Raw genomic sequence first — 19,346 nt, 5'->3', positions numbered from 1 at the left:
ATCGCTTCATTAGACCATTAGTTTGCTATAATAAACATAAATTAATGGATAGGAGATTATTATTTTGAATAAAGACATTGATTACTGGATTAAAAATCTTAATTTAGCGCCTCACCCTGAAGGTGGCTACTTTATTGAAACGACAAAAAGTGACCGCACAATTGACTTACCGCAAGGAACTCGTGCCCTTTATACGTCGATTATATTTCTACTAACTGAAAATAATCCATCTCATTTTCACCGACTTACTTCTGATGAAACGTGGTTCTATCATGCCGGTGATCCACTAACCGTTCACTGCATTTTTCCAGATGGTCATTATGAAGCAATCAAAATTGGGCCTAACATTGAACAGGGTGAACAATTATCGTACACCGTTCCTAAGAACACTATCTTCGGCTCAAGTGCAACGCATGGTTTCAGCATCGTTAGTTGTGTTGTAGCACCTGGTTTTGATTACCAAGATTTTGAGTTATTTACACAACAAAATTTACTCTCACAATATCCACAACATGCCGAAGTCATCCAAGCATTAGCCTATCAAGAAATTCCAAATAACTAAAAAAGTTGGGACATTTTTTTGTCCCAACTTTTTTCCTACTATTAATTACAATTGTGCTTCAATTTCATCAAATACTTTTTGAACACCAACCCCAGTTAATAAGGCGACCCCATTAATAACCTTATCCTTAATGGCGCTTGGTACCATCGTTGTTGAAACAACAATATCATAATCATCATTTTCAATTGCACTAACTTCATCTGCAATCTTTGATTGTAAAAACTTTACTTGATCAGTCTTACCAACTGATGCTAGATAATCCTTAATCTTTCCAGTTGCAACAGTTGATGTTGCGATTCCAGTTCCACATACGACCATTAATGACTTTGCCATGATTTATTTCTCCCTCTTCTAATAACAATTAACAACAAATTATTCTGAAACTGACTTATCTGATTTCTTAAACTTATTTAACCAAATCATCAAGCCAAGTACAATAGCAAATACAATTGCCATACCACCCCATGACATCAACTTTCCCATACCAACAATTAGTAGGGTTGTCCAAGCACCACCATCTGATAGAACAGAAATTGATGTCGCACCGTTCATCGCGAAGTGGGCTGACTTAGCTGCTGCTGTTAACAAAGGTGCAATCCATGATGCGATATACAAAGAAACTGCTAAATCAATCACGCCACCAACAACAATTCTAAACACATTACCACCGAATACAGCAGCCATAACAGCTAACATAAATGGAATAGTTGCTAAATCACCGAATGGCAAAACACGATTACCTGGTAAGATAACAGCGATTAATAGCGACACTGGCACCAAAATCAATGATGCTGATAGCACTGCTTCTTGACCAACTGCTAGGGCTGAATCCATACCAATATATAGATTACGACCAGGGAATTTCTTTTGAACCATCGTATTAGCCGCTTCAGAAATAGGTGATAATCCTTCCATCAAAATAGCAACCATTCGTGGCATTAAGATTAGGACAGCTGAAGTTGTAATTCCCAAATTTAACATCTTTGTTAAATCATATTGTGCCAAAGCACCAATCACAATTCCAATAATTAATCCCATAACAGCTGAATCACCAAAAACGCCTAATTTCTTTTGAATTGTTTCCGGTGTCCAATGAATATCTCTAATACCCGGAATACGATCCAATAACCAATTAATCGGTAACGCTAATACGAAACCGGGTGCTGAAGCCCCTTGTGGGAATGAAATACCTTCTAATCCATAATGCTTTTGGATCGTTGGTGCAGCTAAATCAGCTAAGAAATAAATCCACATGGCGTGGACAATCATTGTAAACAAACCTAGACCAAAATTATTAGTTGCGGCATAAACTAATGAGCCTGAAAAGGCTATATGCCAGTAATTCCATAAATCGACATCCAGCGTTTTAGTTAGACCAATAACTAACAAGAAAACGTTTAAAGCGACACCAATCGGAATTGCTAAACTTCCCAACGTTGTCCCATATGAAATGGCTGATGCTGCTGGCCAACCAACATCAATTGCATTTAATGATAACCCAAAATTTTTCACCATTGCTTGTGCTGCTGGCCCTAAGTTATCAGTTAGTAATCCAATAATTAAATTCAACCCCGTAAAACCAATTCCGACCATCAAAGCGGCCTTAAATGCCTTACCTGGCTTAATTCGTAGTACTAATCCAAAAATAAATAGTAATAGTGGCAAAAATACTGTTGGACCAGCATCTAGTAACCAATTAATTACTGCCATGATTTTATCCCCTTTATTCTATTCCCGCATCTTTTAAAATTTGAACAACTTCATCTTCATTTGTTGCTGCTAATAATTGCTGTATTTTTGCTTTGTTTTGAATTAAAGCAATTAATGTTTGTAACATATCTAATTGTGAATGTGCTTCTTTCAACGCCAACATAAAAATAAATTTGACTTGTATTTTTTCCCCATCACCCATTTGTAAAAATTGTACTGGCTGATGCAATCGCATAAATGCAATTTGATCATAATTAACATGTTCAGCATCAGTATGAGGCATCGCGATTCCAATTTCATCTGTTGCTAAACCTGTTGGAAATTCAATTTCTCGTTTTAAAAGCGCTGGTTTGTAAGACTCTTTAACTGCGCCACTTTTTAATAATTGATTTGCAAGCTTTCCCAAAGCGTCTTGATTATCAGTTGCTGATTCATCTAGTAAAATAATTTTATCTGACAACACGATTTTCCACCCCCTTTATCAGTATTTTGAATGCTTGCTCTGACGTAATGTTGCTTAATTTTTCCAAATATTGTTCTTCTAGTAACCCTTGTAAAATTTTAATCAGTTGTTCATCAGGGTGAAGCTTATCAACGATTAACACCAAAACTAATTGTTGTTTATCTTTGATTAAAAACAACCCCTGCGTCTTAATATTTGCTAGTTCAACATGCGGTATACTAATACCTGGTGCGACTACCGTACTACCAATGTCTTCACGCTCAAACATTGCTTGTTTTACGTGATTTTCATTCAACTTAAAACGCTGTGCTGTTAGATGTGCAATCATTGGCATCGTTGGCGTTACAGCCATTGATAAAAACTCTAATTTAACCATATAGCAATTCCTCAACACGCCGCCGATCACCTTCATTAAACAATGCGCTCACCTGGATAACTGGTGAAACTGGTTGAAAATGAATTGCAACTGTAGATATAACTAAATCAATTTGTTCAAAGTGCTTTAAATTAATTTCGTAATCACGTGCCGAAATAGTCCCAACTATTTCAAAATCCGGAAAAGCTCGGCGTACTCGCGTTTGTAATAGTTGTGCTGTTCCAATACCAGTTGAACACATTAACAACACTCTTTTTCTAACACTTGCTTCTTCCAAAGCTCGGACAACATATAATGTTAAAAAACCAACTTCATCATCTGAAACATGGTAAGATGTCGCAGCTAGTATTTTTTTCACCTGTGTAAATGTCTCGTTATAGCTAAACTGAATATCATTCAACAACGGATTAACAATTAGTATTTCTTCCTTTAAACGATGGATCATTGGGCGAACATGACCAATCAAAGCGTTGGTTAAATTTTCAATATTAACATGATTTGGTAATAACAATTCATTAACCAAATAAGTGACTAGCTGATGTGCCTCACCATCTTGACTATCGTCTAACGTTCGATCATAACGTAACCCGACTAAATATAAAACAAGATTATGAACCTCCTCAGAATTAATAACAACGTGGGCATACTCACTTATATTATTCACGACTTGACGAGCAACACGTAATAATAACTCATCATAATGAACATTTGACTGTCCCTTAACGACTGACTCGCTATTATGTAATCTTACTCTATCCAACAAAATGTAGAGATGTGAAAAAATATTAACAGTATACGGACCTAAAATTTCAACATCCAATTCCTTTTCAATCAGTGTCATTTGTGAACTAATAAAAGTCTGATCTTTTTTCGTTATATCTGGAAAAATACCTGCTAATCCTTCCACAACTTGTTGCGTAACTGTATTTTCCAATAAAAAATAATTCAACGCTTTACGGACTTGTGATTCTGTTCCAACCACCTTTGCGCTACCAGCAGATCGATCAATACTGATATGGAACGGTATAAACAACTCATTTAAAATGTTTAAGTCACGATGTAAAGTAGACTCTGAAATATACAATTTTTCTAATAAATGCCACCGGTTTAAGCTGCGAGGAAATGAATGTAATAAATTAATAGCTAAATCAATTTGACGTTGCTCATCTTGTTCCGTTGTTGTTGATATTTGATTATCTATCAAGCGGTAACCACGACCTCTTTGTGATTCAACAATCATATTAACTTGATTCAGTCTATTAATCGTTCGATAAACTGTCTTTTTTGATACAGAAAAAGTCTGCGAAATAGTTAAGGCATCCACAAAATCAATTTGCTGCCCTAAAAACATCAATATTTTATTATCTAAATTATTGCTGCTCATCCTTTCACTTCCTCTCTACATGTATCATTATAACGCTATTTTTTGTAAGCGGTTTCTAAAAAATGTCCATTGCTATGGACACCCACTCATTAAAAGGACATTTTACCTACCATCTTGTAGCCAAATAGTGTAAAATATGGCTAATCATCTGCATAGGAGGAAACATGGGAAAAATACAACTTATTGGTAAAGCTGTTAAAATTGCAGCACCTTTCGTTATCAAAGCTGCTCCAGCAGTTATTGAACAGGTTAATAAAATTAATGAACAACAAAAAGAAAAAAAGAAGGACTATATTAAAATACCTGACGTCCTATCACTTCCCATTAGTGAAGCCACTGAAGTGTTAACCAAATATCATTTCAACTATTCTTTAATCAAATTACCAGCTGATGAAAAGATTGCCTTGCAGCCGGCTAATACCGTTCTAAGGCTCACGCCTAAAGGTGGTAGTAATGTTGCGCCTAATACATTTGTCAAACTTTATTATGCTGATGAAGAAATTGTAAACGAAAGCATGCAAAAACGAGACACTACCCTTGCTAAAAAAACTGCCACAAAACAAAAACACAAAGCCCAATTGAAAACTGTTGCTGATAAAGCAAAAATTTTTTCAAAACATTAATAAAAACGTCTAGTAGGATACAAAATATAACCTACTAGACGTTTTTTACTTTATTTAAATTAATTTTGTCACCGTTGTGTGTATTTTAGAACAAACCGATCAAGCAACCAATCGTCACAATGACAACCATAATCAAAATAACCTTAGTTGCTGACATTTGCTTACTTGATACCAGCCACCAACCTAGCATAACCATCCCCAATGGTAACAAACCAGGGAAAATGCCATTAAGAACACTTTCAAGCGAAGCTGATTTTCCTCCCATTGGAATATGTGCTGTTGTCTTAAGTACAATAGTATTGGCAGCCAATGCTCCAACCACCATAACTCCTAAGATATTAAATGCATCAGTAATTCGCTTGGAATTTTCACCAACAATGGTATCGATCGCACTAACTCCTAGACGATAACCACTCCTAAATGCAATATATGAAATTGCAACACCGACAATACCATATGCCACAATATAGAAGATTGGTCCAAAGGCACTACCCCCAGCAGCTAAACTCATTGCAATTGACAATAGAATAGGAACAATGATTCCTTGAATAATTGAGTCACCAATACCAGCAAGTGGCCCCATCAAGGTTGTCTTAATATTAACTGGCATTTCTTCAGAGACTTCTTCACCCATGGCAATTTGCTCTTCTAATGAAGCCACAATACCATTAATCAATTGCCCTGTTTGAGGTTCAGTATTATAAAACATTGAATGTCGCAGTAACAAACGACGCTTCTTTTCTAAATCATCCTTATAATGTTTTTTTGCAAATGGTAAATAAGCATATGCCCAAGAATGTCCTTGAATCTTCTCATAACTCATCGAACTAAGATGAGTAAATCCCCAACGACGCCAAATTTGATTCAATTCTTTATTCGTTAGAATTGTTTCCTTTTTTTGTTCAACCATGATTGATTCCCCCTAGTCCTTAGAATAAATCGTCATCTTCATAAACATCATCAGTATCAACTGTTTCAGTCGTTTCTGTCGTTGTTGCTGCTTGACCACTACCCTTTTGGGTTGATGCGTAGAAGTACATGTAAGCAACTAGTGCTGCAATAAATACAATTGCAATCATGCTTAACTTTGCAAAGGCTAGTAATACGAAGCCAGCAAAGAAGAAAATAAGATGTGACTTGTTCTTGATAACAATCGACATCAACATTGCAATACCTAATGCTGGTAGCACGCCACCAAGTACTTGAATAATATGAGTTACCATATCAGGAATACTTTGAATTAACCAATCAACTAACCCCTTACCAAAATAGATTGCTAAGAATACAGGCACTGCTCGAATTAAGAACGTTGTAATTTGTGGAAATACCAAATGATTCATCACAATACCACGGTCATCATTGTTTTCTGCTGCTTTTTCAGCACGTGTATTCCAATATGAATAGAAAGCCATACGGAAATTATAGAAAATAAGTCCAAATGTTTGTCCAATTAAAATAGCTAATGTGACTGCAATTGCTGGATCTTTGGTTGTCGCCATTGCTAGACCAATACCACCATAGGCAGCATAGGTAATTTCACTGTTGGTTGCACCACCAGTTGATAGGTTAGCAATGAAAACTGCTTGCACTGCTAAACCACATAAGACGCCAGCTCGAATATCTCCAAATGCTAAACCGACTAACAATCCTGCAACTAAGGGACGACCAACAATATAAAAACCACCAGTCATTCCAAACATCCAGGGTGATTCAATCGCCCCTAGATAACAAAAGATACCTGTTAATAACGCTGGTATAAATAAACTCATGGTACTTCCCCCTTAGTCCATTGCATCATATTTATTCTTTAATGTTTCCCAACTGCGAATACTATCATCTGGTAGTAACTGGAATTGAATTTCAATATCATGATCGTTAATATTTTGGAAAGCATCATAGTCGGCCTGGTCAATTGCTACTGTATTTCCAAGAACTTTAGTATCAGGGCGTGTATTCATGGGACCGACATTCAAAGCTTTACCAAAATCAACATTCTTATCAACTAATTGAGAGAACGTTTGTGGTGAATCACTAATTAAGAAAAAATTCTTTTTTGATTCAATACCCTGTTTAATTTTTTCTGGCGCTTCATCAACCGTATAAATACCAACTTTCAAATCATTGGCAGCTGCTTTTAAAACACGGCGCCGTAATTTATTATGGGCAATACTATCTCCAACAACTAAAATACCATCTACTGAGCGAGCTTTCGTCCATCGAGTCATTGTTTGTCCATGAATTACGCGATCATCAACACGTGCAAGAGTAATTGTCATAATATAGTTCCCCCTAAATTATTTAAAAATCCATATCATCATCGTCATCAACTACATCTGGTACTGATACCCCATTTGTACCCGCTTCACAAGCAATAGTCACTGCTTGATCCAAATCGTTCAAACTGGTTACCTGTGTTGCTAGCTCAATCAACATTGGTAAGTTAACCCCACTAACAACTCTTATGTCCTCCGAATGTTCCAAATAATAAACAAACGATTCATTATATGGTGTTCCGCCCTTCAAATCTGTCAGAACTATTAATGAATGCGATGTTTCATTAAATTTATGATGTAATCGTTGTCTAAAATTATCAATCCCCATCTCATCTAGCTCAACGATACTAACATTTTCTGTGGTTCCCGTAATAAATGATAAAGCAGAAACTAATCCTTCTGCTAATTTACCATGTGTTGTAATTAAAATATCCATGCGCGCCCCCTTATTTGTCATGACATATTAATCTACCCCTCCGTTATATGTAAACGCTTACAATGTGTCAACGTCAATATTATTATTTTTTATGATTTATTTTTTTATATTTGACATTCTAAAAAAATCCCCTAAACTATAATATGTAATGACATAAAAACAAAATATAGAGGGGTTCTATTATGAAATACACTATTGATGACTTCAGTCAATTAATCGATCACACTAATTTACATGCCTACGCTAATCATGATGACATGAAAAAATTATGCCTGGAAGCCAAAGAATATCATTTTAAAATGGTTGCTATAAACCAAGTTCAATCTGCCATTTGTGCAAAAGAATTAGCCAATTCAGACGTTCATATTGGCGCTGCGATTAGCTTCCCATTAGGTCAAACCACAATTGCTTCAAAGGTTTTTGACACGAAAGATGCTATCAAAAATGGCGCAACTGAAATTGATTACGTTGTTAATCTTACCGAGGTTAAAAATAGTAATTGGGACTATATCACTGATGAAATGTCACAAATTGTTGAAATTTGTCGTGAAAACAACGTTATCAGTAAGGTCATTTTCGAAAATTGTTATCTAGAAAAATCAGAAATTAAACAATTGGCTGAAATAGCTAAAGTAGTTAAGCCTGACTTCATTAAGACTTCTACTGGTTTTGGTACTGGTGGGGCAACGATTGCGGATGTTAAATTAATGAAAGAGACCGTTGGTGATATTGTTAAAGTTAAAGCTGCTGGTGGTATTCGAAACACTGACGACTTTCTTGCATTAATTGCTGCTGGAGCAGAACGTATTGGTACAAGCTCTGGTATTAAAATAATTAATGTCCTTAAAGAGCGATTTGCCAAGGACAATGTATCATATATTGATCTATAAATAACTCCGATTTAACTAATTAACCCCTCTTGTTACTTGATTAATGTAATAAGAGGGGTTAATATTTATTTTCTGAATAATAATTCAAAACATCATTTTGTAAGAGGAAATTTAATGACCAAATCACAACCAAAATATCGTATTATCGCTAACAAAATACTAGAAAACATCCAAGATGGTACCTATCCACTTCACGAATTTATCCCAAAAGAAATTGACTTAGCAGATAAATTTCAAGTAAGCAGACCTACCATCCGACAAGCCATTCAAATATTGGTCAGTGAGGGTTATCTGGCCCGTCGAAAAAAATCTGGTACTTGGGTACAATCAACAAAAATGACACAAGGCTTTACTCACATGATTAAAAGTTATTCAGATGAAATGGGTGAAAAAGGGGTTATTCCAAAAACTGAAGTCCTTAATTTAACTAAAATAACCGCAACTCTTGAAATTCAATCAGCTTTAAAACTATCAGTAGATGATACCGTTTTTGCTTTAACTCGTTTACGTTTTGCCGATGAAATTCCAGTAGTTTTGGTGACTTCTTATATTCCAACTAAATATTTACCTGATTTAGATCAACATGATTTTACAAAAGAATCCCTCTACCATACCTTTAAAGATCATAATCTTGCACTCCGACATGCTTCACGGGAATTAGAAATTTTAAAAGCTGACGAAACTACAGCTGCTCTATTACAGGTATCGTTAAATGATCCGATATTTTATTTTCATACAATTACTTATCTTGATAATTACGCACCAGTTGAATATTCAATTGCAAAATATCGTGGTGACCTAAACTCCTTTAAAATCGAAATTAACCAATAAATTTCTTTGTATATTGTACATATCAGATATATTCACTAAAAAACTAATAAAGTTGGGGCAAAAAAATGCCCCAACTTTTTTGATTAAAATGTATTAATAATGGGACTACAATTTTTATAGCATAAACGTGTTCCAAAACTCTGAAACCTCAATATAATGTGATTTGCATAAATTAAAAAAACGGATCAATACATCCGTATCAATCCGTTAAATCTTTACTATTTAAGCTTTGAAGGCTTCATCAATTGCCTGGAATTCTTCATCTGACAATTTAACATCTAATGATTTAGCCAAATCCTTAGCCTGTTCAGCATTACGTGCGCCTGGAATAACCAAACCAATGCTTGGATGTGTCATGTACCATGCCAAAACAACATGTGTCATTGAAGCATCATGCTTCTCTGCAATGCCTTTTACAATATCAAGCCCCTTGATAATTTGATCAAACTTCGCATCGTCTAGACGATCAAACTTTGCCCGATCAGCAGCACCGTAACGGCCAGTTAATAGACCTGATTCCAATGGGAAATATGGTACGAACTGAATGTTGTTCTCATCTAAGTAAGCAAACCGTTCTACTTCTTCATCACGATGAGCCAAGCTGTAGTAATCTTCATCAAAATCAACCTTACCCGTAGCATTTGCTTCCTTCAATTGATCAAAACTAAAGTTTGATACACCAATCGCACGGATCTTACCGGCTTGCTTTAGTTCATCTAATGCCTCTACAGCTGCTAACTTATCTGAATCATCATCTGGGAAATGAATAAAGAAGATATCAATGTAATCTGTCTTTAAACGCTTCAATGAATCTTCAACTGTCTTAACCAAAAATTCTGAGCTGTTGTCAGGTGCTAAATCCTTATCAGGATTTTGGGCACCTTTAGTTGCAATAATGATTTTACTACGATCGTAGTCTTGGATAACATCCCCAATGATTTCCTCTGAACGACCAACACCGTAAACAAAAGCTGTATCAAGAACATTGATGCCAGCGTCTAATGCCGCACGCACCAAATCATATCCATCTTGCTCATCTAAATTATCAAATAGATTATGGCCACCAACCTTGTTGGTTCCTAATCCTAACTTATTTGTCAATTCTAAAGTCATTTGAATACCCCTCTATTTTTTGATTTTTTATATGAAGCTAATGCCTCATTTCACGTTTATGATAACATACTTTCCTTAAGTTAGTAAAAATATTTAACGCCATTAGAATGCTACTCGCTCTAAAGTCAACAATGCCGATTTTCTTCCAAGTCCAGCAGCATAACCTGTTAGTGACCCGTCACTACCAAGTACGCGATGACAAGGAATAAACACAACAAACGGATTTGTACCAATCGCATTCCCCACTGCTCGTGATAATTTATTAGCTTGCAATTCATCACGAGTAATCATATGACAGATTTGTTTATAGGTTACTGTCTGACCGTATGGTACTTGCTGTAGTGCTTTTAAAACTTTTTCTTGAAAAATCGTAACATTAAAATGCATAGGCAATTCATTCGCATTTGGTTGCTCACCAGCAAAATAAGCTAACAACCATTTTTTTGCTTGCTGTAATATTGGTGTATCTACAACAGTCGCTGATGATAAATCATATTTACCACCAAAATGTTTCTGTCCTTCAAACCAACTCCCCAACAAAAATTCATCATCACTCAGTAACGTCATCTTCCCTAATGGCGTATTAATAACTTGAATATATTGCATTTCTTATCCTCAATTTTATTTATTGTGCCATCAAACGAATGACATAATTAATTTTATTAATATTCGTTTCATTTTCTTTAATCATCAGATTTTCTAAACTTGTGACGATTAATAAATATTGCAAACGGTCTCGATTCATCTGATAAGCAACTTGTGCGGGCCAATTAATAAATGGTAATAACATTTTATCAAAATGATCACCATAACCAAATGCATATTGTGTCATCCATAGACTGACTATCTTAGTGGCTACCAACTGTTTCATAAATTTATCTTTATGCTTGTTAATATTTAAAACTGAACCATCTACTAAGATAATACTTGTTTGCATCCCCCGCGTCTGTACATCACTAATGTATCTAGCATTAACCCATGTTGTCGGGCCACTTTTGTAACTAGTAACGGGAATAAAAGCATAATTTTGCATAATCCAACTACGCATTTGTCTTATTAAAGCTGGTGGTAGTAAGCGATAAAACGCCTCAATTTGTTGCGTCCGCTTAAAAGACGTTTTTGATTCCAATTTTGCCAGTAAGTAATTTGTTGAGACATTGACGTCAACAACCATTCCGTCAATATAATAAATTCGTGAAACAGAGCGTTGATAACGATCATGTGCTGCAACAATCATCAGTGTTGTTTGCGGACAAATATCGCCTGTTTCAGCAACCGACATTAGAACCTCTGAACAATAACCCTTTTCTGATACTGTAACTGTATATGTCATTTTTCTTATTCCTCTATTCAAAATTATGCATAATGATTTTTATTTATCACTTGCTGTAATAATTTTAAACGGCGGTAATAAGTCATGCGATGAATTTTTAAACGTAAACAGCGTTTCATCACAGTATCATCTGGATACATCGCAAAATCAGTTACCAATTGTTTTAATTGGTCTGCCTGTCCATGGCCAGAAATCAACTGATCAATTGTCATTAAAAGTTCTAATTGTATAAAATTTTGTTCATCGGTGATCATTTCTGGTATTTCATTTGTGAAGTGATGTCTTGTTTCATATCGCTGGGAACTGCGTTGTAAATCACGTAAACGCCAGAGTAACCACTTAAATAAAGCTGGATTATCTCGTGCTTGAAACTCTTCACCAGCTAATAAACGTTTTAAAACAAGCAACCGTAACTCTTGCAAATAATCTTCAAAGTTGATACTACGTCGATATACGCCACCTGCTTTAAGAACACCGTAAATCAATAATTCATACTCCTGTAGTTTTACTGCCAATTTTTTAGTCATTTCAAACTCCTTCGGTCATATTTTTGTTACCATAACACCCGAAATTGTTTGCATAACCATAGAAATAAACAGCATCACCAGAGTATTTACTGAAACACACATCACCAAAACATTTCACATTCTATAATAGCCATAGTTTTCATTCATTTTTACTGTAAAAAGGGGTAGACAGTCAAAATCGTCTTAAATTGGTATGCAATATAATCATAAATCACTTAATATAACAGCATTTACTCCCAATCTAACACCGCTTCAATACTATAATTGTCACTACCACTAAGTAACTGCGAAACACAGCAACGATTTTCTACTTCACTAACCAATGCACGTGTTTGAGGTAAAGTTTGACCAGGGACGCAAACTTGCGCATGAACTAAAAATTCATAGCGTCCCTTTCCTTTTACATATGAAATTTTGGCATGTGCTTTGGCTTTTTCGTTAATATGATGTTCTTTTAAAATCACTGCCATCGTCCCAACCAAGCAAGTACACAACGACATCCCCAATAATTGTTCTGGATTTGTACCGGGTTCATCACTTAAAGGGCTGCTCGTTTCTACAGAAATACCATTTTCAGCATAAGCATGACCATTTAATCCTTCAACATTATATGTGTCAGTCGTATACATTGCTTTATCCCAGCGTATATCATTTTTCATCAACATTTCCCCCTGTTTTTATATAAGCTAATTGTAACCGCTTTCTATAAATAAAACACGCCTCAACACTAACAAAAAAGTATCATCCATTAACTGAATGATACCTAATAAATTTATCTAACAAATATGATTACTTTTTAGTCACATCACCATCTGCATCCTTTTTGACTTGCATATCACTCATTGGAATATAACCTAATTTTTTAACTGTGCTTTTCATTGTCTTTGACTTCATAAATTTAATATATTTTGTCGTATTTTTATCTGTTTTCTTTGTTGTATACATGTGCTCATATGCCCAGATTGACCACTTGTCTTTTTGCACATTTTTTTCCGTTGGCCGTACTTTATCAATTGAGACAGGCTTTAAGTTTTTTGCCTGACTACCTGATGTATACGAAAATGCTAAGTATGAAATTGCACCTGGCGTTGTTGAAACAATCTTTTGTACAGCACCATTATCATCTTGCTCTTGTGAAGTTTTAGCTGTTTTACCATCTAAGACCTCTTGTTCAAAAGTAAACCGTGTTCCAGATCCTTGCGCACGATTAATGACTGAAATCTTTTGATCTTGACCACCAACTTCTTCCCAGTTAGTTATCTTTCCTGTGAAAATATCCCGAAGTTGTTCCATTTTTAAGTTGGATACTTTGACATCTGAATTAACAACTGGCGTAATACCCACTACGGCTACTTTATGATCTTTTAATTTTTTAGCATTGATACCATCTTTTTGTTCAGCAAAAATATCTGAATTACCAATCGTCACATTACCTTTACCGACTTGACTTAATCCAGCACCTGAACCACCACCTTGAACATTAACAGTTACGCCAGGATTACGATTACCAAATTCTTCGGCAACTTGCGCAGCTAAAGGCTGTAATGCGGTTGAACCCACTGCCGTTACCTGTTTCGTTGATGCAGCATGAACAGTAGTTCCCATTAACCCACCAGCAGCAATAATTCCTGCTGTTCCTACTAACAATAACCCTTTTTTCATCACAAACTCCTTCTATGGTAGTTCTAGTATAAAAAGCAATAAATAGAATAAACGTTGTCTTAATGACACTTTTAATTCTATTAAATAGATGTCACGATTTAATAGAGAGTTCATGTTGGTTTGGTATTATTTGTGTAAACATTAACCTTACAAACTTTTTATTTTGTAAAGTTACCAAAAATATCCTAAATTTTTATTTTTCAGTTTCTTTCATCCAATTGACATGTCATAATAGTAGTTATAAATAATTTTTTTGGGAGATCTATATGCTTAGTATGAACGAATTGATTCAACAATTACAAGACATCAAAGAGGCTTCATCGGAAGTCACTAAAGTCCCTGGTGCCAAGACAATTTACTTAGGTGCTGGTTGGTTTTCAGACCAACAAATCGATACCTTAATTGCTTCATATAAAGCATTAAACAATAATCCAACAATCAGCTACGTTCACGTACCTTTGCTTAACCAATTTGGTGGTCAAGCATTTGACGAAAATGGCGACTTTGAACCTGACTTCAAATGGGCTGTTGCAACATATAACGCTGATATAACAGCAATCCGAAATTCTGACGTTACATTAGGCGTTATTACCGCTGGGAACGAAGATAGTGGTACTGCCTTTGAGTTAGGTTACGCTAACGCCCTTGGTCGCCCATCAGTTGCGTTCTATGATGGTGATTGGGTTGCAAACCCAATCAACTTGATGCCAGCTATTGGCCCATCATCATACGTTCGTTCAACTGATGAACTCGCAACGTTTGATTTCATGAGTATCGCATCACGTATTTATGATGGTAAGATTATTTAAATAAGGTATCATTGCGTCATTACAATCGTAAAATAACCCCGTACATTAATGTACGGGGTTATTTTGGTAGTGAAAATATCTTTTACCACTGATAATTTGTTGGATCCTGTCGACCATTACCCGTTGCCTTATCCAATAGAATTCGTTGTTCATAGTGCGCAACATTATGCTTAGTCGTTTTAACCATATCAGGATTAACCGAAACATAATCAATTCCTTGCTTAATAAGGAATTCCGTAAACTCTGGATATTGAGACGGCGCCTGACCACAAATTGATACGGTCTTGCCATCTTTATGGGCTGTTGTAATCAGATGCGCAATAGCTCTTTTTACTGATAAATTACGTTCATCAAACAACGACGCAACTGTATCATTGTTTCGATCCAAACCGAGTAACAACATGGTTAAATCATTTGACCCAATTGAGTAACCATCAATATATTGATTGAATTGATCAGCCAAAATAATATTTGCTGGAATTTCAGCCATCATATAAACCTTAAAGTCTTCTGATCGTACCAAGCCAGCTGCCGTCATAATTTCCGTTACTTTTTTAGCTTCATCAATTGTCCTTACAAAAGGCAACATGACATTTAAATTCGTCAACCCAAATTCTTCTCGAACCTTTTTAACCGCTGCTAATTCCAATTTAAAAGCTTCAATAAACTTTGGATCATAATATCGTGATGCGCCACGCCAGCCTAACAAATCAGCTGGCTCATTTGGTTCAAATTCAGCACCACCTTTTAGGTTACGATATTCACTTGATTTAAAATCTGATAATCGTAAAACAACTGGTCGCTGTCCCATTGCACGAACCACTTTACTAATGCCATCGGCCAACATATTAATCGCCTTTTCTGCTTTGCCTTGGCTAATTAAGTAAAGGGGATGTTCATGAATATAACTTGTCCAAATGAATTCTTCCCGCATTAAGCCAACACCATCGACAGGTAAGTGTTCATATTTTTCAACTAACTCGGGATCTCCTAAGTTCATCATGACCTTCGTAGCTGTTGGTGCAAAATATTCTGTATCAGTTGATACTTCTTTAGCTGCCGGTTGTTGTCTATTATCAGCTAAAATAGATGTTTCTTCACCTGCATATACTACCCCATTTTTTGCATCAACAGTAATCATATCACCCGTTTTCAAAACATCCATCGCAGCTACACCACGACTTGCGGTGCCGACAATACTTGGTATCTGCATTTCACGAGACACAATTGCTGCATGACATGTACGACCACCATTATTCGTAATAATGGCACGAGCTTTTTTCATAATTGGCACCCAGTCTGGTGAGGTCATACTCGTAACTAATATTTCACCTTCTTTAAATTGATTAATATCTGCTGTATTTTCGATAACTCGTACTATGCCACTCGCAGTTCCTGGACTAGCAGGCAATCCTTTAACAAGAACATGCATTTCTTGATTTTTTGGCATCATATTCACCTCATTATTTTTTGCTAATTGCTTGTTTTTTTGTGACCAAACTGTTTCGGGTCGCGCCTGAATAATCCATATTTTGCCCGTCTTTTCATCAAGAGCAAATTCCATATCCATATAACAACCATAATGTTTTTCAATTTTTTTAGCATAGCCAGCTAATTCAATCACTTGTTTATCAGTTAATGAAGGTTGTTTGGCTTGTTGTGTAGATAATGTTTGCTCTGCTACACCACCATTTGGTAATCGCTTTAGTGCAATATTTTTTGTCGTGATATCTTTTGACAGAATTTCAAGTGACTCCTTATTAACAATAAAATCATCGGGTGTAACGGTTCCTTGTACTAAGTACTCACCAAGTCCCCAAACACTATCAATAATGATTTCTTTTTCATCACCATTACCCACATTAATTGAAAACATCACGCCAGACGCCTGAGAAGACACCATCATTTGGATAGTAGCTGATAATGCTACTTGTTCATGGGGAAAGTTTTGTTTATGACGATAATATGTCGCACGGTCGGTAAATAATGATGCATAGCACGCCTTAATTTGTTGAACAATATCATCACCACCTTGAATATTAAGATAAGATTCTTGTTGACCAGCAAATGAAGCATCCGGCAAATCTTCAGCTGTTGCACTAGAACGTACGGCAACAAAAGGCATTGTTTCACCAACCTTTTGTGCTAACGCTGCATACGCTTGTTTAATTTCAGTTGTTAAACTAGCAGGCATATCATGATCCATGATTAATTGACGAATTTGTGCACACACTGTGTGCAGTTCTTTTGCATCTTCGTAATCATGAATATCATTTAGAAGCGCTTTAATTTTGTCGCTTACGCCAGTTATCGCCATAAATTCACGATAAGCATGCGTCGTTGTGGCAAACCCATATGGGACTGGCATGTTAGTAGCTGAAGTTAATTCCCCCAGTGAAGCTGATTTGCCACCAACTAAATCGACGTCAGTACGACTTAATTCGTCAAACCATAAAATATTAGCAGTAGTTCTGTTTGCCATGAAAAATTCTCCTTAAACCTTGGCTCATAATTCGGTATGCTCCCCAAATATATGCAAGCGCTTACTTAAAAATCTAAAATAAAAAGTCGTTTTACCGACCATATTTATGCTTTACCAATAATTGCCATACTATCGTTAGCACCCACACGTTCCGCCCCAATGGCAATCATTGTTTCGGCCTCTATCGTATTTTGAATGTTACCAATAATTTTTATTTTTTTACAATCAGCATTTGTGTCCGCAATGATTTGACTGGCCGTAACAATTTCTTTATCAGTCAAGCAATCAGTTGCTATCATAACAGTCAGTAACGTGCCTGCCTGATGTGCTGTTGCAACAAGCGCATTAATCTCAGCGTACACAATTTCATAATGCCCCGCTTTTAACTCATCAATATTCAATAAAACACTTAATTCTTCTGCCCCATTTTCAATGGCCTCATTGACTTCAATAATTTTGTCATTCGTTGCATCGGTTGTAATCATGCAGATCGTTTTGACTGGTGATAACAAAAGCTGCTTACTAACGTATGAAACCCATTTTGAATTAACGACTACCGAATAAAAATGGTTGTCACGTGCTTCTTTAACTACTTGATCCACCTCTTGCTTTGATGCTGCACGATTTAACGTTGTATGTTCAAGAAAATGATTTAAGTCCATTTCTAGATAACCCCTTTAATAATTTTTGTCGTGCTCATGAACAAATTCATTGTAACCAAGGTTTGAACAAATGTAAACACTTTGTTTGAAATTATGTTCATTCGATTTAGGAAACCGTTTAAATTGTGATATAATTTACATAAATCAAGCGGGGGAGTCATTACAATACATGGTTAATACATCAACTACGAATAAAAACCAAACTGCACTCGAAATTTGCCATTTATACTATGAAGATGGTCTTAGTCAGAATGAAATCGCTAAAAAATTAAATATTTCAAGACCTACTATTTCTCGTCTACTAGCTTACGCAAAAGAAAATGGTATGGTCCAAATAATCATAAACGACCCCAATCAAGACTTGAGTTTGTTACAAATGCAACTTAAGAAAAAGTATCAATTAAAAGATGTTTTAATAGCTGAAAATTTTGTTGACGATACCCAACTCATTAACGATAAACTTGGCAAATTAACCGCTAGCTACTTAAATAAAATTGTAAAAGACAATGATATTATTGGTATTAGTTGGGGACACACACTAACTGCTGTTGCCCATCATTTAATTCCAAACGAACATCACAATATTAAAGTTGTTCAACTTAAAGGTAGTATGTCTGAATCTGATTTAAGTGATCATGCGAATGATATTAATCAAAAATTTGCACAAGCATTTCACACGAATACCATTAATTTACCGCTACCAACATTTTTGGATAGCGCTATTACTAAGGAAATTGTTATCAAAGATAAATTTATTCATCAAATTTATGAAACGGGTATCCAAAGTAATATCGCTATTTACACAACAGGAACTGTTCAAGACCATTCATCGCTATTTCGTCTTGGTTATTTAAGCGAACAAGAAGTTGCAGACTTACAACATTTAGCAGTTGGTGATATCGTCTCACGCTTTATTGATAAAGACGGTCATATCATCAATCCTGAGCTTAACAATCGTACAACCGGTATTGATTTAGCAAATTTACGACAAAAAGATTATTCTATTTTAGTAGCTGGTGCCAAAAAGAAACTAGTTTCAATTCACGGCGCTTTAAATGGACGCTATGCCAATGTTTTAATTACCGACAAACAAACTGCCATTGATTTACTAAATAAATACTAAAAAATAACCGTTTCCCTAAATTACTTGAGAAACGGTTATTTTTTATTTGCTATCTATTATCAATTGGTTAAATCAGTATTTTTACTT

The 19,346-nt window shown here is 35.6% G+C and carries 23 protein-coding genes; 6 read left to right on the top strand and 17 right to left on the bottom strand.

Features of this window, described 5'->3' with window-relative positions:
- Nucleotides 1-64 precede the first annotated feature (64 nt).
- Nucleotides 65-562, top strand: coding sequence for a cupin domain-containing protein (locus FFM61_RS02105; protein ID WP_074426877.1), 498 nt, complete (start codon nucleotides 65-67; stop codon nucleotides 560-562).
- Between the two features lie 45 nt (nucleotides 563-607).
- On the opposite strand, the gene FFM61_RS02100 is transcribed toward FFM61_RS02105, so the two are convergent.
- The 5 genes from FFM61_RS02100 to FFM61_RS02080 are packed head-to-tail and all read right to left on the bottom strand — an operon-like array spanning nucleotide 608 to nucleotide 4,495.
- On the bottom strand, nucleotides 608-895 hold the full coding sequence (locus FFM61_RS02100; RefSeq protein WP_074426876.1) for a PTS sugar transporter subunit IIB: 288 nt from the start codon (nucleotides 893-895) through the stop codon (nucleotides 608-610).
- Nucleotides 896-934: 39 nt separating this feature from the next.
- Nucleotides 935-2,272 (bottom strand): PTS galactitol transporter subunit IIC, encoded by a 1,338-nt coding sequence (locus tag FFM61_RS02095; protein ID WP_074426875.1) that lies wholly within the window; start codon nucleotides 2,270-2,272, stop codon nucleotides 935-937.
- Between the two features lie 13 nt (nucleotides 2,273-2,285).
- The gene (locus FFM61_RS02090) at nucleotides 2,286-2,735 is read right to left on the bottom strand and encodes a PTS sugar transporter subunit IIA (RefSeq protein ID WP_074426874.1); all 450 of its coding nucleotides are present in this window, start codon (nucleotides 2,733-2,735) and stop codon (nucleotides 2,286-2,288) included.
- Nucleotides 2,722-3,111 (bottom strand): PTS sugar transporter subunit IIA, encoded by a 390-nt coding sequence (locus FFM61_RS02085; RefSeq protein ID WP_074426873.1) that lies wholly within the window; start codon nucleotides 3,109-3,111, stop codon nucleotides 2,722-2,724. Before FFM61_RS02085 ends, FFM61_RS02090 begins: the two co-directional genes overlap by 14 nt.
- A complete protein-coding gene (locus FFM61_RS02080; RefSeq protein WP_074426872.1) occupies nucleotides 3,104-4,495 on the bottom strand; it encodes a BglG family transcription antiterminator in 1,392 nt (463 codons plus the stop codon). The genes FFM61_RS02085 and FFM61_RS02080 overlap by 8 nt, the downstream gene beginning before the upstream one ends.
- Nucleotides 4,496-4,659: 164 nt before the next feature.
- On the opposite strand from FFM61_RS02080, the gene FFM61_RS02075 reads away from it, so the two are divergent.
- On the top strand, nucleotides 4,660-5,118 hold the full coding sequence (locus FFM61_RS02075; RefSeq protein ID WP_074426871.1) for a PASTA domain-containing protein: 459 nt from the start codon (nucleotides 4,660-4,662) through the stop codon (nucleotides 5,116-5,118).
- Nucleotides 5,119-5,203: 85 nt separating this feature from the next.
- Here the strand turns inward: FFM61_RS02075 and FFM61_RS02070 are convergent, their stop codons facing one another.
- From FFM61_RS02070 to FFM61_RS02055, 4 genes are read right to left on the bottom strand one after another with little or no spacing between them, the layout of a single operon-like run.
- Nucleotides 5,204-6,028, bottom strand: coding sequence for a PTS system mannose/fructose/sorbose family transporter subunit IID (locus tag FFM61_RS02070; protein ID WP_074426870.1), 825 nt, complete (start codon nucleotides 6,026-6,028; stop codon nucleotides 5,204-5,206).
- A gap of 19 nt (nucleotides 6,029-6,047) precedes the next feature.
- A complete protein-coding gene (locus tag FFM61_RS02065) occupies nucleotides 6,048-6,887 on the bottom strand; it encodes a PTS mannose/fructose/sorbose/N-acetylgalactosamine transporter subunit IIC (protein ID WP_074426869.1) in 840 nt (279 codons plus the stop codon).
- Nucleotides 6,888-6,899: 12 nt separating this feature from the next.
- Nucleotides 6,900-7,394 carry a PTS sugar transporter subunit IIB gene (locus FFM61_RS02060; RefSeq protein ID WP_074426868.1) on the bottom strand — a complete coding sequence of 165 codons (495 nt, stop codon included), beginning with the start codon at nucleotides 7,392-7,394 and terminating at the stop codon, nucleotides 6,900-6,902.
- Between the two features lie 22 nt (nucleotides 7,395-7,416).
- A complete protein-coding gene (locus tag FFM61_RS02055; protein ID WP_074426867.1) occupies nucleotides 7,417-7,827 on the bottom strand; it encodes a PTS sugar transporter subunit IIA in 411 nt (136 codons plus the stop codon).
- Nucleotides 7,828-8,009: 182 nt separating this feature from the next.
- On the opposite strand from FFM61_RS02055, the gene deoC reads away from it, so the two are divergent.
- Both deoC and FFM61_RS02045 read left to right on the top strand, forming a co-directional pair.
- Entirely contained in the window at nucleotides 8,010-8,717 is a 708-nt protein-coding gene (deoC, locus tag FFM61_RS02050; RefSeq protein WP_074426866.1) for a deoxyribose-phosphate aldolase, read from the top strand.
- Between the two features lie 114 nt (nucleotides 8,718-8,831).
- A complete protein-coding gene (locus FFM61_RS02045; RefSeq protein WP_074426865.1) occupies nucleotides 8,832-9,548 on the top strand; it encodes a GntR family transcriptional regulator in 717 nt (238 codons plus the stop codon).
- A 222-nt stretch (nucleotides 9,549-9,770) separates the two neighbouring features.
- Here the strand turns inward: FFM61_RS02045 and FFM61_RS02040 are convergent, their stop codons facing one another.
- The 6 genes from FFM61_RS02040 to FFM61_RS02015 form a co-directional block, all read right to left on the bottom strand.
- Entirely contained in the window at nucleotides 9,771-10,661 is an 891-nt protein-coding gene (locus FFM61_RS02040) for an aldo/keto reductase (protein ID WP_074426864.1), read from the bottom strand.
- Nucleotides 10,662-10,763: 102 nt separating this feature from the next.
- On the bottom strand, nucleotides 10,764-11,267 hold the full coding sequence (locus tag FFM61_RS02035; RefSeq protein ID WP_074426863.1) for a methylated-DNA--[protein]-cysteine S-methyltransferase: 504 nt from the start codon (nucleotides 11,265-11,267) through the stop codon (nucleotides 10,764-10,766).
- A gap of 19 nt (nucleotides 11,268-11,286) precedes the next feature.
- Nucleotides 11,287-11,994, bottom strand: coding sequence for a competence protein ComK (locus tag FFM61_RS02030; RefSeq protein ID WP_074426862.1), 708 nt, complete (start codon nucleotides 11,992-11,994; stop codon nucleotides 11,287-11,289).
- Nucleotides 11,995-12,017: 23 nt separating this feature from the next.
- On the bottom strand, nucleotides 12,018-12,521 hold the full coding sequence (locus FFM61_RS02025) for a hypothetical protein (protein WP_074426861.1): 504 nt from the start codon (nucleotides 12,519-12,521) through the stop codon (nucleotides 12,018-12,020).
- A 230-nt stretch (nucleotides 12,522-12,751) separates the two neighbouring features.
- Nucleotides 12,752-13,180: an OsmC family protein gene (locus FFM61_RS02020; protein WP_074426860.1), complete on the bottom strand. Its 429-nt coding sequence runs from the start codon at nucleotides 13,178-13,180 to the stop codon at nucleotides 12,752-12,754.
- Nucleotides 13,181-13,310: 130 nt separating this feature from the next.
- Complete coding sequence (locus FFM61_RS02015) at nucleotides 13,311-14,183, bottom strand: phosphate ABC transporter substrate-binding protein PstS family protein (protein WP_074426859.1); 873 nt, start codon at nucleotides 14,181-14,183, stop codon at nucleotides 13,311-13,313.
- A 266-nt stretch (nucleotides 14,184-14,449) separates the two neighbouring features.
- On the opposite strand from FFM61_RS02015, the gene FFM61_RS02010 reads away from it, so the two are divergent.
- Nucleotides 14,450-14,992: a nucleoside 2-deoxyribosyltransferase gene (locus FFM61_RS02010; protein WP_083194401.1), complete on the top strand. Its 543-nt coding sequence runs from the start codon at nucleotides 14,450-14,452 to the stop codon at nucleotides 14,990-14,992.
- 82 nt (nucleotides 14,993-15,074) lie between these two features.
- Here the strand turns inward: FFM61_RS02010 and ppsA are convergent, their stop codons facing one another.
- Both ppsA and FFM61_RS02000 read right to left on the bottom strand, forming a co-directional pair.
- Nucleotides 15,075-17,474, bottom strand: coding sequence for a phosphoenolpyruvate synthase (gene ppsA, locus FFM61_RS02005; RefSeq protein ID WP_074426858.1), 2,400 nt, complete (start codon nucleotides 17,472-17,474; stop codon nucleotides 15,075-15,077).
- 104 nt (nucleotides 17,475-17,578) lie between these two features.
- Nucleotides 17,579-18,136, bottom strand: coding sequence for a hypothetical protein (locus tag FFM61_RS02000; protein ID WP_074426857.1), 558 nt, complete (start codon nucleotides 18,134-18,136; stop codon nucleotides 17,579-17,581).
- Nucleotides 18,137-18,305: 169 nt separating this feature from the next.
- Here FFM61_RS02000 and FFM61_RS01995 point away from each other — a divergent pair, with 169 nt between their 5' ends.
- Complete coding sequence (locus FFM61_RS01995; protein WP_074426856.1) at nucleotides 18,306-19,259, top strand: sugar-binding transcriptional regulator; 954 nt, start codon at nucleotides 18,306-18,308, stop codon at nucleotides 19,257-19,259.
- Nucleotides 19,260-19,346 lie beyond the last annotated feature (87 nt).

The organism is Weissella hellenica, assembly GCF_005405545.1.
GTDB classification, from domain to species: domain Bacteria; phylum Bacillota; class Bacilli; order Lactobacillales; family Lactobacillaceae; genus Weissella; species Weissella hellenica.
The sequence above is the reverse complement of the archived record's forward strand: the minus strand, read 5'-3'. Positions and strand labels throughout refer to the sequence as shown.

What these genes read in the sequence shown, in the direction of transcription:
- FFM61_RS02065 (WP_074426869.1), bottom strand. Translation starts at nt 6,887, where the DNA reads ATGAGTTTATTTATACCAGCGTTATTAACAGGTATCTTTTGTTATCTA.
- FFM61_RS02025 (WP_074426861.1), bottom strand. Translation starts at nt 12,521, where the DNA reads ATGACTAAAAAATTGGCAGTAAAACTACAGGAGTATGAATTATTGATT.
- FFM61_RS02040 (WP_074426864.1), bottom strand. Translation starts at nt 10,661, where the DNA reads ATGACTTTAGAATTGACAAATAAGTTAGGATTAGGAACCAACAAGGTT.
- FFM61_RS02035 (WP_074426863.1), bottom strand. Translation starts at nt 11,267, where the DNA reads ATGCAATATATTCAAGTTATTAATACGCCATTAGGGAAGATGACGTTA.
- FFM61_RS02070 (WP_074426870.1), bottom strand. Translation starts at nt 6,028, where the DNA reads ATGGTTGAACAAAAAAAGGAAACAATTCTAACGAATAAAGAATTGAAT.
- FFM61_RS01995 (WP_074426856.1), top strand. Translation starts at nt 18,306, where the DNA reads ATGGTTAATACATCAACTACGAATAAAAACCAAACTGCACTCGAAATT.
- deoC (WP_074426866.1), top strand. Translation starts at nt 8,010, where the DNA reads ATGAAATACACTATTGATGACTTCAGTCAATTAATCGATCACACTAAT.
- FFM61_RS02010 (WP_083194401.1), top strand. Translation starts at nt 14,450, where the DNA reads ATGCTTAGTATGAACGAATTGATTCAACAATTACAAGACATCAAAGAG.
- FFM61_RS02045 (WP_074426865.1), top strand. Translation starts at nt 8,832, where the DNA reads ATGACCAAATCACAACCAAAATATCGTATTATCGCTAACAAAATACTA.
- FFM61_RS02000 (WP_074426857.1), bottom strand. Translation starts at nt 18,136, where the DNA reads ATGGACTTAAATCATTTTCTTGAACATACAACGTTAAATCGTGCAGCA.
- FFM61_RS02055 (WP_074426867.1), bottom strand. Translation starts at nt 7,827, where the DNA reads ATGGATATTTTAATTACAACACATGGTAAATTAGCAGAAGGATTAGTT.
- FFM61_RS02030 (WP_074426862.1), bottom strand. Translation starts at nt 11,994, where the DNA reads ATGACATATACAGTTACAGTATCAGAAAAGGGTTATTGTTCAGAGGTT.
- FFM61_RS02085 (WP_074426873.1), bottom strand. Translation starts at nt 3,111, where the DNA reads ATGGTTAAATTAGAGTTTTTATCAATGGCTGTAACGCCAACGATGCCA.
- FFM61_RS02020 (WP_074426860.1), bottom strand. Translation starts at nt 13,180, where the DNA reads ATGAAAAATGATATACGCTGGGATAAAGCAATGTATACGACTGACACA.
- FFM61_RS02080 (WP_074426872.1), bottom strand. Translation starts at nt 4,495, where the DNA reads ATGAGCAGCAATAATTTAGATAATAAAATATTGATGTTTTTAGGGCAG.
- FFM61_RS02015 (WP_074426859.1), bottom strand. Translation starts at nt 14,183, where the DNA reads ATGAAAAAAGGGTTATTGTTAGTAGGAACAGCAGGAATTATTGCTGCT.
- FFM61_RS02100 (WP_074426876.1), bottom strand. Translation starts at nt 895, where the DNA reads ATGGCAAAGTCATTAATGGTCGTATGTGGAACTGGAATCGCAACATCA.
- FFM61_RS02075 (WP_074426871.1), top strand. Translation starts at nt 4,660, where the DNA reads ATGGGAAAAATACAACTTATTGGTAAAGCTGTTAAAATTGCAGCACCT.
- FFM61_RS02095 (WP_074426875.1), bottom strand. Translation starts at nt 2,272, where the DNA reads ATGGCAGTAATTAATTGGTTACTAGATGCTGGTCCAACAGTATTTTTG.
- ppsA (WP_074426858.1), bottom strand. Translation starts at nt 17,474, where the DNA reads ATGGCAAACAGAACTACTGCTAATATTTTATGGTTTGACGAATTAAGT.
- FFM61_RS02060 (WP_074426868.1), bottom strand. Translation starts at nt 7,394, where the DNA reads ATGACAATTACTCTTGCACGTGTTGATGATCGCGTAATTCATGGACAA.